Origin of the sequence: Pseudomonas sp. R62, assembly GCF_000257605.1 — a bacterium.
GTDB classification, from domain to species: Bacteria; Pseudomonadota; Gammaproteobacteria; order Pseudomonadales; family Pseudomonadaceae; genus Aquipseudomonas; species Aquipseudomonas atacamensis.
The window spans coordinates 1,582,945-1,586,285 of sequence record NZ_JH635999.1 but is presented as its reverse complement, the minus strand read 5'-3'; the positions used below and the strand labels follow the sequence as shown (position 1 = coordinate 1,586,285).

Below are 3,341 nucleotides of genomic sequence, written 5' to 3'. Positions count from 1 at the left end.
CCGACCGCGAAAACGCGCCGGGCAGTCGTCTGCTGGCGAACATCAACCCGAGTTACACCTGGGTGAAACTGGCGCAACGGGTGCCGGTGCGCATTGGCATTGATGGTGACTTTGCCGGCAAGCATCGCCTGCGCGCCGGTACAACCGCCACCGTCACCGTCCTGGAGGAGCACCGCTGATCCCCTGTGGGAGCGAGCCTGCTCGCGAAGGCGGAGTATCAGCCACCGCTGATATGTCTGACCTGACGCTTTCGCGAGCAGGCTCGCTCCCACAAGAAACCCAGTGCTGCACAAAGGCATAAAAAAACCCCGCGACCGAATGATACGCGGGGCGAAAAATTTGGTTGGTTGCGGCCAACCAAAGGAGCTCTTTAACAACCTTTACTTGCTGGCGACTGTCTCCGGTTGCCAGCCACCGCCGAGGGCCTTGTAGATCGCGACGATGCCGCGATACAGCTCGACTTCGGCCTGGGCCTGAGTGTCTTCGGCGTTCAGGCGCTCACGCTGGGCGTCGAGCAGGACGAGGAAATCGGTGGTGCCTTCGCGATAACGGATTTCTGCCAGATCGGCAGCCTTGCGACTCGATTCGCTCTGACGGATCAGCGAGATCAAACGTTGCTGACGCTTGCCGTAATCGCTGAAGGCGTTTTCCGATTCTTCCAGCGCCAGCAGCACCTGTTGCTCGTAGTTGGCCAGCGCGCCTTCGGCGTCAGCATCGGCGCCGCGCAAACGGGCGCGGACGCTGCCGAGGTCAAACGCAGCCCAGGTGATGCTCGGGCCGAGTGCCCAGGCGTTGGCTGCCGAGGAACCGATCTGCGAGCCACGTCCGGCCGTCCACCCGAGGAAGCCGCTGAGGCTGACCCGGGGGAACAGGTCGGCTTTGGCCACGCCGATGCGCGCAGTGGCCGAAGCCAATTGCCGCTCGGCGCTGAGGATGTCCGGACGACGTTGCAGCAGTTCACCCGGATCACCGATTGGCAGCGCCTTGGCGATGGCCGGCAGATCTTTCGGGCTCAGGTCGACGGTCAGTTTGTCCGGGCGTTCGCCGAGCAGGGTAGCGATACGGTTTTTCTGCCGAACCTGTTCTGCCTGCAACTGCGGCACGGTGGCTTCGACGTTGGCCAGACGCGCATCGGCGCGCTCGACATCAAGCTGATCACCGACACCGGCGTCACGCAGGCTGATGGTGATCTTGCGCGACTCCTGCTGGTTGTTCAGGTTGGCCACGGCGATTTTTTCCCGCAGCTGGGCGCCGCGCAGTTGACCGTAGGCGTCGACCAGTTCGGCAATCATGGTGACTTGCAGTTGGTACAGATCGGCTTCGGCGGCCTGCTGGTCGGCATCACTGGCTTCCAGATTGCGCTGGATGCGGCCGAACAGGTCGAGCTCCCAGGCCATGTCCAGACCGAGATCATAACGTTCGCTATTGACCCGGTCGGTGGTCTGGCCGGGAATCTGGCCCTTGCCCAGGTCACTGCTGGCGCGGCTGGTGATGGTCGGCATCGCGTCATTGCTGGCGTCGTCGCGGATCGCCCGGGCGGCTTTCCAGCGGGCGAACGCCACGCGCAGTTCACGGTTGCCTTGCAGCGACTGGCTCACCAACTGGTTCAGGGTCGGATCATCGAATTGCTGCCACCAGATGCCTTCGAATTTCGAGCGGTCGAAGTTCTTTTGCCCGGCGGCGCCGTCGGTGGCGGTCGTGATGTTGGCCGCCTCCGTGGCTGGGGTCTTGTAGTCGGGGCCGACGGCGCAGGCGCTGAGGGCCAGCACCAGCAGACTCGGCAGGAAGACTTTCAGACTCATTGTTGCGCCTCCAGTGGCTTTTGAAGAGTGTGCGCCTTGGCTGCTTTGCGCTGCTCGCCGCGTTCGACAAAGTTACGGATCAGTACGTAGAACACTGGCGTCAGCAGCAGACCGAAGAAGGTCACCCCGAGCATCCCGGAGAACACCGCCACACCCATGGCGTGACGCATCTCGGCACCGGCTCCGCTGGAGAACACCAGTGGCACCACACCCATGATGAACGCGAACGAGGTCATCAGAATCGGCCGCAGACGCAGGCGGCAGGCTTCCAGCACCGCTGCGAGCGGGTCGAGGCCTTCTTCCTGTTTATCCTTGGCGAACTCGACGATGAGAATCGCGTTTTTACAGGCAAGTCCCACCAGTACGATCAAGCCGATCTGGGTGAAGATGTTGTTGTCACCACCGGAGATGATCACACCGGTGATGGCCGACAGCAGGGTCATCGGTACGATCAGGATCACCGCCAGTGGCAGGCTCCAGCTTTCGTATTGTGCGGCGAGCACCAGGAACGCCAGCAGTACGCAGAGCGGGAACACGAACAGCGCGGTGTTGCCAGACAGAATCTGCTGGTAGGTCAGGTCGGTCCACTCGTAGGTCATGCCGTTCGGAAGTTCTTCCTTGAGCAGTTTCTCGATGGCTTTTTCCGCCTGGCCAGAGCTGTAGCCCGGGGCTGCGGCACCATTGATTTCAGCGGTGATGAAGCCGTTGTAGTGCATCACGCGATCCGGTCCCGAGGTGTCGCTGACCTTGATGAAGGTCGCCAGCGGAATCATTTCGCCTTTGTTGTTGCGTACTTTCAGCTGACCGATCTGATCGGATTCAAGGCGGAACTGCTGTTCGGCCTGAACGTTGACCTGATAGGTGCGCCCGAAGCGGTTGAAGTCGTTGGCATACAGCGAACCCAGATAGATCTGCAGGGTGTCGAAGATGTCGCTGACGGCCACGCCATGGGTCTTGGCTTTTTCGCGGTCGATGGCGGCATCGACCTGCGGCACGTTCACCGTGTAGCTGGTGAACAGGCCGGCCAGTTCCGGCACGTTGTGGCTTTTGTTGATGATGTTCATGGTTTCTTTGTACAGCTCGTCGTAGCCGAGGTTGCCCCGGTCTTCGATCTGCAGGCGGAAACCACCAATGGTGCCCAGGCCTTGTACCGGCGGTGGCGGGAAGATCGCCATGTACGCTTCCTGAATGTTCGCGTACTGGCCGTTCAAGGCACCGGCAATCGCACCGGCGGACATGCTCGGGTCTTTACGCTCGTCGAACGGTTTCAGGGTCACGAAGACGATGCCGGCGTTGGGGCTGTTGGTGAAGCCGTTGATCGACAGGCCCGGGAACGCTACGGCGCTTTCCACGCCCGGCTGTTTCAGCGCGAGGTCGGACATGCGCTTGATCACGTCTTCGGTGCGATCCAGGCTCGCGGCATCCGGCAATTGCGCGAAGGCCACCAGGTATTGCTTGTCCTGGCCGGGTACGAAACCGGTCGGCGTGCTGGAGAAACCGAAGAAGGTCAGCACCATCAGGCCTGCATACACGAGCAGG

3 protein-coding genes are annotated in these 3,341 nt (G+C 61.5%); 1 reads left to right on the top strand and 2 read right to left on the bottom strand.

Translation table 11 applies throughout. The features are described from left to right. Nucleotides 1-179 (top strand): HlyD family secretion protein (locus OQK_RS29560; RefSeq protein ID WP_038861742.1); only part of this gene is annotated, 179 nt, incomplete at its 5' end. A gap of 201 nt (nucleotides 180-380) precedes the next feature. Here OQK_RS29560 and OQK_RS25105 read toward each other — a convergent pair. Next, complete coding sequence (locus tag OQK_RS25105) at nucleotides 381-1,802, bottom strand: efflux transporter outer membrane subunit (RefSeq protein ID WP_016774854.1); 1,422 nt, start codon at nucleotides 1,800-1,802, stop codon at nucleotides 381-383. Beyond that, nucleotides 1,799-3,341, bottom strand: a 1,543-nt coding sequence (locus tag OQK_RS25100) for an efflux RND transporter permease subunit (RefSeq protein WP_038861740.1), incomplete at its 5' end; no start/stop codon positions are given. The genes OQK_RS25105 and OQK_RS25100, both read right to left, overlap by 4 nt.